The sequence below is a fragment of the Paracraurococcus lichenis genome (assembly GCF_030657435.1).
Classification (GTDB): Bacteria; Pseudomonadota; Alphaproteobacteria; order Acetobacterales; family Acetobacteraceae; genus Paracraurococcus; species Paracraurococcus lichenis.
The window spans coordinates 1-5428 of record NZ_JAUTWS010000178.1 but is presented as its reverse complement, the minus strand read 5'-3'; the positions used below and the strand labels follow the sequence as shown (position 1 = coordinate 5428).

The window sequence follows — 5428 nt, the reverse complement described above, 5'->3', positions numbered from 1 at the left end:
CAGGCGTCGAGGTGCCGCGCCCGACCTCGTCCAGGATGACCAGGGAGCGCGGCGTTGCCTGGTTCAGGATCGCCGCCGTCTCAAGCATCTCCACCATGAAGGTGCTGCGCCCCGCCGCGAGGTCGTCAGAAGCGCCGATCCGGCTGAACAGCTTGTCGACAACCCCAATTCGGGCGCGTCGGGCCGGCACGAAGGAGCCGATCTGGGCCATGAGCACGATGAGCGCCACCTGGCGCAGGAAGGTGCTCTTGCCCGCCATGTTCGGGCCGGTGAGCAGCCACAGGCGGCGGCCCTCATCCATGTGGCAGCCGTTCGGCTCGAAGGTGCGGCCCTGTCCCTCCAGGAGCGGCTCCGCCATCGGGTGCCGCCCGTCCTCAATGGCGAGCACGGCCCCCTCATCGAGTTCGGGTTCCGACCACAGGTACTCGGCTGCCGCCTGGGCCAGCCCGCAGACAAGATCGAGGGCAGCCGCGGCGTGGCAGACCCGCGCCAACTCGGCGCGTATGGTGAGCGCGCGGCGGCGGAGGTCCTCGAAGGCGGCGCGCTCGAGGCGGACTGCGCGCTCGCTCGCCGCCTCCAGAGCCAAGGCCAGGCCGTCCAACTCAGAGGTCGTGAAGCGCGTCGTCGAGGCCAGCCCCTGACGCAGAACGAAGGTACTCCCCAGCGCCGCCGCTTGTCCGGCCGGCACTTCGACATGCCAGCCGATGGCATTGTTGGCGCGGACCCGCAGGGCTTTCACGCCGGTCTCGGCGGCGTAGCGGGACTGCAGAGCCTCGATCGCGGCCGTGTGCGAAGTGACCTCGCGGCGCACCTCGTCGAGGTCGCGGCTGTGTCCCTCGGCGATGAAGCCGCCCGCCTCCGCCGAGGCCGGCAGCACGAGGACCAGGGCACGGGCGAGCGTGGCGGCTAGCTCGCCACAAGCCCCCTGCCCCGCCGCCGCGAGCTCGCGGGCCGTGGCCGCGAGCGGGACCGGTGTGTCCGGTGTTCCCGTCAGGATCGCCGCAGCCTCCGTCGCCTGGCGCAGGACGTCCCGGATTGCGGCGAGGTCACGCGGCCCACCACTGCCCATCGCCAGCCGGCCGCATGCCCGTAGCGCATCCGGCATGCTGGACAACGCTTCGCGGCAGCCGACGCGCACCTTCGGCGTGCCGACGAGAAAGCGCACCATGGCCAGGCGGCGACGGATCGTCTCGGGGCTGGTCTGCGGTGCCGCCAGCTGGCGCGTGAGCAGTCGGGCCCCAGCGGAGGTGACGGTGCGGTCGATGACGGTGAGCAGCGTCCCTCCTGCTCCGGAGGCGGAGGAGAGGACCTCGAGGCCGCGCAGCGTCGGGGCGTCAATCTCCAGGGTGTCACCGAACGGCACCCGGCGCGGCAGCAGCGGCGCCTCTGGCAGCCGGCCAGTGATCGACCGGATGTGCAGCAGCAGGGCAGCGAGGGCGGCCAACTCCGGTGGCGAGAAGCCCTGCAGTGCTTCCTGCCACTGCTCGCCGTAGGCAGCGGCAAGAGCCGCTGCCGTAGTCGCGACGTCAGGCGCACCAGCCGGCAGGTCGGAGAAAGGTGTGCCCTGGCTGCGCAGTGCTACCGCGAGCGCCTCCGAGCCTTCTGGCCAGCAGGCAACCAACACCTCGGCAGGGCTGATGCGGGCGAGTGCGGGGCCGCAGCCGTCAAGCGAGGCCATCAGGGTGCCGGTCTCGCCGGTGGAGAGATCGACGAAGGCGAAGCCCACCGACTGCCCCACCGCGAGTGCGACCGCAAGGATGTTAGGGCGGCCGGCGGCGAGCACGGCATCATCGACCGTGGTCCCCGGCGTCAGCAGGCGCAGCGGCCGCTCGCCGCCAGGCTCGGGTGGCTGCTCGGAGATGGCGACCTTGTGGCCAGCCGCGAGAAGCCGGGCGACCATGCCGTCAGCCGAGCCGGCCGGGATGCCGCACATCGGCACGTCGGGCGCGTCCTTCTGCCGCCGTCGGGTGAGCTGCAGGCCGAGGGCACGCGAGACCACGGCCGCGTCATCCCCGAGCACCTCGTAGAACTCGCCAACCCGGTACAGGACGAGGTGGCCCGGTGCGGCCGCACGCACGCCAGCATAGGCTTGCATCATCGGGCTCGGTCCCATCGCCGTCGCAGCGGTCATCGTACGCGGCTACCCGTATGAAGCCGGGCGACGAGCCGGAAGCAGGGCGCGAGGCCGTTGCCGGCGGGCAGACCATAAAGCCGGGCAAACTGGGCACGCGAAGGATAGCAGAGCTTCACCCGCGATCTCCGGCAGGCTCGCTCACCTGACCCCAGAAACCGGTCTTCCGCCCATGCGTGGAGCGCAGGCGGGCAACAAAAGCCTCGTGCGCCTCGAATGGTGCGAAGTCCGGGATACCAGCCGCGAGTGAGCGGATTTCCAGGAGGTGCCGTGCGGCATGTTTGTAGCGGGTGGACTTCGCACCATCGAGCGTGTCCTCGATCATGGCGCGCCGGAGCAAGGTCGCGGCCAGCGGGTGCTTGCCCTCGATCAGCCGCGCTGCCGGCTCGAGCAGATGGTACAAGTTACCATTCATCCCTTTGGCCCGCGCCAGCACGAGCTGCGCAGCCCGCGCCTGATCCGGCCAGCTCGTGAAGAAGTCGAGCGCGGCGGAGAAGCTCCGGAAGCTGAGAGCATGCTGCATTGCGCGCTCCTCGGCTTCCACATCCTCGAAGTCCGGCAGCCGCTTCAGGTACGCGCGCAACTGACCGGCCGAAAGCCGCTGCTCGAACGCCGCCCAGCGGAGCCGTTGCGCCTCGGCCTTCTTCCCCGTGGCCTCGAGCGCCTCGATGTAGGTCTCCTCCCAATCGTTGTCGGCAGGAAATCCGGTGGCAAACAGGTCGTCGTCAAGCGCGGCTCTGGCCGCGCTTCGCCTCGGCCTCGCCTGTTCCAGCACGGCAAGCGCCTCGGCTGCCCGCCCGGCGGCGAGCAGGCGGCGGCCGATCTCCGTGCCCGCGTGCGGCATACGCCGCTCCTCCGGCGGTACCAGTGCGATGTAGGCGTCAACGTCTCCCTGGCCGTCCGCCAGGGCCTGGAGCGCAGAGCGCAGGACCAGCGACTGGTAGTCTCGTTCGGCTGCCTTCCTGGACCGGTCCGCCAGCGCCCGGGTCAGCCGATCCTGCAGATGCGCCGCCCCCGCATCACCGAGCGCCGGGAGCATGATCCTCACCAAGTGGTCGAAAACGCCGTAATCGTTGGCGGTCACGGCGGCGAACACCTGCTCCGCGAGCCTCACCGGATCGGGCTTGGCCTTGAGCGCGATTGCACCAAGGTCGGCGCACGCGCTCCTGAAGACATCCCCAACCGAGCCGTTGCTGTCGTCGACGCGGTTGAGCACCGGCTCGGCGAGGTCCATGAACCGCCACATCAGGTCGAGTGCCAGGTCAGCGCGGCTCTGGGCCACCCGGTCGACGATCATCGCCCGCTGCAGATCGAGATCCTTGACGAAGTCACGGCGTTTCTGCCAGTCAATGAAGGAGCGCGCGGACCTCAGGGTAGTGATGCGCTTGCCGATCTCGGCGGCGATGGTGTCGCCGCCGGATTGCGCGGCCAGCTCCAGGCGCAGGCGCCGCTTCACCTCGGCGTCACCCTCCGCGAGCTCGACCAGGATCGCGGCAAGACGCTCCGTACCCAGCGCCGCCAGGTTGTCCGGGGTGACGGTCTTCCTCGACGCCATGCTCTCAAGGATCTCCAGAGCTCTTCAGGCTGCCCGCGGTCCGAATTTCATCTACGGTTTGTCTGCGATCGCGGTAGCCCAGTTTGTCTCGGACGGGCAGGAATAGCGCAGCGTGTACGGCTCCGCGTGATGGCCGCATCGCTCTCCTGGTCCTCAGAACTCCTCCGCCGCGAAAGCGTCAAGGTCGACCTGCTGGATCGAGAACCAGATCGGCTCAGCGCTGCGGGAGGCGGAGCGGAGGATCGGTTTCGAGGCGGACAGCAACTCCTCGAGCGAACGGAACGGATGGGCGGTCTCCTCGCCATCGGAGGTCCGCATCAGGAGCGCGATCCCGGCGCCCTTCCCGCCCCTCGTCGCATCCCGCATCGCCCGGGAGGCCGCCGAGATCGCCTTGCTGGCTCGGCTTGGTGGTCCGTTCGCCGGGGCAGGAGTTGGTGGAGCGACCACCTGTCCTTGCGCCCCGGGCTCTGGAGATGGCGCCTCGGCAGCCGGCGCAGGTCCGCTGAATGTAGCCTGCTCGCTACGGGCTGGAACGCCTTCGGCCTCAACAGGATCGGTCTGTCTAGGGGCGGCCTGTCCGGGCAGGTCGGCAAACAGATCGGCAGGCGGCGCCGGATCCGCGGAGGTGATCGCGCCCGGGAGCGGCTCCGCCGGCGCACCCGCATCCGCCGCAACAGGGGCAGCGGGTGCCTTCGGGTCAGCCTGCGTGCTTGCCTCGTCGGCTGAGCGGCGCATCTTGCTGAGGATGGCGTAGATGTTCGCCGGCGTGCAGCCGTAGCTGGCAGCCACCTCGGCCACCTTCTTGGCCTCGACATCCACCAGATGCTGGATCTTCGGATACTCGTCGCGAGCGATCCTGGCCATGGTCCCTGCCCCTCCGGGTACGTGCGAACATTATAGGAACTCGACTTTGAATTTGAAGCCATGCCGACAGATTGAAATTTGAAGCTGGCCGGAGCGGAGGGGACCAAGGACGGGTCGCTTGCCTGGGACAGCAGCCGGGAGGCACAAGCGAGCCAGCCGCCCGGACATTGGGTGGGGCAGGCGGCTCGGCGGCGGCCTGTGCCCACAACGAGTGCCGGGATCGGCCTTGCTCCTGCCATGCCGCCGTGCTGCCCTCGAGAGCGCGACGGCTACATCTCGGCGCGACCAGACTGCGTCGCCGCTCGCGGGCCATTATCACCGGTGAGGTTGGCCGCATGACCTCAAATCCCGGGTTATTCAGCTCCGCAGAACGGAGCTTATCGACCTCGACCCGGAGGGTGCCGCGCAAGTCGGCCAGGTCAGGCCACCGGGCCGGAGATGCTGGCCGCAATAGCCGCCACCCACGCCTTGACGACACGCCGGACGTCGACTCTATCAGCGATCCCACCGCAGGGTGTGCCAGAGAATCGAGGGGGTCTGCAGCGCATGTCGAAGAAGTTCCTAACCGACGTCATCGTCGAAGCCACCGGCATGCCGGCCAGCCGGGCAGGCGTCCTCGCAGCCGACATCATCGGCGCGATCCGCGACGAGATCATCGACACCGGCCGCTTCACTCTGCCGGAGTTCGGCTCCTTCGCGGTGCGCGAGACCAAGGCCCGCACCGCGCTGAACCCGCGCACCGGCGAGCAGGTCAAGGTCAAGGCGGGTGCGACGGTGAAGTTCAAGGCGAGCCCGAACCTGAAGCAAGACGCGCTGGCCGGCCTGAAGAAGGCAAAGCGGAAAGCCGCACGGGCCTGACGGCGGTCTCGCCTGCCGGA

The 5428-nt window shown here is 69.2% G+C and carries 4 protein-coding genes; 1 reads left to right on the top strand and 3 read right to left on the bottom strand.

The genetic code is table 11. The annotated features are described in order from the left end of the window. The 3 genes from mutS to Q7A36_RS38135 form a co-directional block, all read right to left on the bottom strand. Positions 1-2131 (bottom strand): DNA mismatch repair protein MutS (gene mutS / locus Q7A36_RS38145; RefSeq protein ID WP_305109020.1); only part of this gene is annotated, 2131 nt, incomplete at its 3' end. 115 nt (positions 2132-2246) lie between these two features. Further along, positions 2247-3686, bottom strand: a complete 1440-nt coding sequence (locus Q7A36_RS38140) for a DUF6880 family protein (protein ID WP_305109019.1) — start codon at positions 3684-3686, stop codon at positions 2247-2249. 153 nt (positions 3687-3839) lie between these two features. After that, positions 3840-4550, bottom strand: coding sequence for a hypothetical protein (locus Q7A36_RS38135; RefSeq protein ID WP_305109018.1), 711 nt, complete (start codon positions 4548-4550; stop codon positions 3840-3842). A gap of 546 nt (positions 4551-5096) precedes the next feature. Between Q7A36_RS38135 and Q7A36_RS38130 the strand changes: the two genes are divergently transcribed. Further along, positions 5097-5408, top strand: a complete 312-nt coding sequence (locus Q7A36_RS38130; RefSeq protein ID WP_305109017.1) for an HU family DNA-binding protein — start codon at positions 5097-5099, stop codon at positions 5406-5408. The last annotated feature ends 20 nt before the right edge of the window (positions 5409-5428 follow it).

Excerpts from the sequence above, each read along its gene's own strand:
- Q7A36_RS38140 (WP_305109019.1), bottom strand. The coding sequence starts at position 3,686 with ATGGCGTCGAGGAAGACCGTCACCCCGGACAACCTGGCGGCGCTGGGT.
- Q7A36_RS38135 (WP_305109018.1), bottom strand. The coding sequence starts at position 4,550 with ATGGCCAGGATCGCTCGCGACGAGTATCCGAAGATCCAGCATCTGGTG.
- Q7A36_RS38130 (WP_305109017.1), top strand. The coding sequence starts at position 5,097 with ATGTCGAAGAAGTTCCTAACCGACGTCATCGTCGAAGCCACCGGCATG.